This is a genomic window from Cellulophaga sp. BC115SP (genome assembly GCF_009905545.1).
GTDB lineage: Bacteria > Bacteroidota > Bacteroidia > Cytophagales > Spirosomataceae > Flectobacillus > Flectobacillus rivi.
Genome location: NZ_JAAALB010000129.1, coordinates 1 through 1,684, shown reverse-complemented (window position 1 = coordinate 1,684; position 1,684 = coordinate 1). Strand labels below are relative to the sequence as shown.

The following is a 1,684-nucleotide window of genomic DNA, read 5'->3' as shown; positions in this document are numbered from 1 at the left end:
AGGCTTCCCTTTTAGAGTATAAACAATTGATTATCAGGCATTTTTATCAAAAAGCAATCCCCGAAAATGCACAAATTTGGCATATTTCGGGGATTTTTGTATTTTAGTTGTGCGACCAAATTAAAATACTTATGCAATATACACTTTTTCCTCTTGATTCTCCAAATTTTACTAAATTGTACTTATTTAAGAATAAGACAGATTTAGGGTCAATTTATCAGACAATAGATTGGGCGTCTTTGATAAAGCTTCTTCCTGAGAAAAAAACTATGGTAGGAGCATCCTCGTGGCTTCCGCCACAAGGTTACTTCGGACTTATGTTTCTCAAACATTATCTAAAACTAAGTGATGAGAAATTACTGGAACGATTTAATACTGACTGGGCAATTCAAATGTTTTGTGGTACATTACTATCTGATAATGAAATAATTAAAGACAATTCTTTTGTATCAAGGGTACGAAAATATATTGGAAAGCATGTTGATTTTGAAGAGTTTCAGCACAAAATAATTGAGAATTGGAAAGACGAAATTCCAGACAAAAATATACTTTTAGAAGACGCAACCTGCTATGAAGTTTATATTCGTTTTCCGACTGATGTCAAACTTCTTTGGGAATCCTGCGAATGGTTATGGGCAAAGCAAATTCCAGCGATTTGTAAGCTAAATAAGCTGAAAGAACCACGTTCAAAGTTCAAAGACCAGCGCAAAAAATATTTGACATATAGTAAACTTCGTAAGAAATCTCATCAAAAAACTAAGGCAAGAAAACGAGCAAGTTTACGCTTATTATTGAAGGGAATTACAGAATTTCAGCAAATTCTTAATGAAACAAAAGCCGTTAATTTAAGCCCGCAAGATGCCCAAATTTTTAAGACGATTAAGGTAGTTTATCAACAACAAAAACATCATCTAGATAATCCCAAAGCTAAAATTTCAGACCGAATTGTGAGCATTTACAAGCCCTACATCAGACCGATTGTCAGAGGGAAAGAGAACAAACCTGTCGAGTTTGGTATCAAAGTACATAAGATGCAAGTAGGAGGAATTAATATAATTGAACATGATAGTTACAGTGCCTATAATGAATGTAAACGCCTAAAGATAAGTATATTAAAGCACAAAAAGATGTTTGGAGAATGCTCTCATATATCAGCCGACAGGATCTATGCGACCAATGAAAATCGAAAACATTGTACTAAAAATAATATTCAAACGAATTTTTGTCGGAAAGGATCAGGGAAAGATGATAAGCCAACTAAGAAAATAAAAGAGATTTTAAATAAGCAACGAAGTACTAGCTTAGAAGGGAGTTTTGGGACAGAAAAAGAGCATTATTTACTCAATAAAATCAAGGCTCACAATCCTGAAACAGAGAAAGTTTGGCTCTTTTTTGGAATCCACACAGCGAATGCTGTTAAGGTTGTAAGAAGACGAGAAAAAGCCAAACAAGAAATTCCCCAAGTTGCTTAAACATTCCTATTTTACTGTCAAATTTAATAGATCCTAAAATGATAGGGCTAGATAGGTATGCTCAAACTTTAGAGGTAAAAAGGTCGGATAGTTGAATCTGGTAGAAAATTGTATTATTCATAGTTTAGCTAGTTGTAAAATAAAAAATCCACCCGTATTTGAGTGGATTTTTTGTAGGCCTTCGCAGGAAAAAGTAATTTTCAAGGGAAGCC

1 protein-coding gene is annotated in these 1,684 nt (G+C 33.8%); it reads left to right on the top strand.

Translation table 11 applies throughout. From position 1 onward, the window contains the following. Positions 1 to 131 precede the first annotated feature (131 nt). Complete coding sequence (locus GVN22_RS27175) at positions 132 to 1,472, top strand: transposase (RefSeq protein ID WP_166554139.1); 1,341 nt, start codon at positions 132 to 134, stop codon at positions 1,470 to 1,472. Positions 1,473 to 1,684 lie beyond the last annotated feature (212 nt).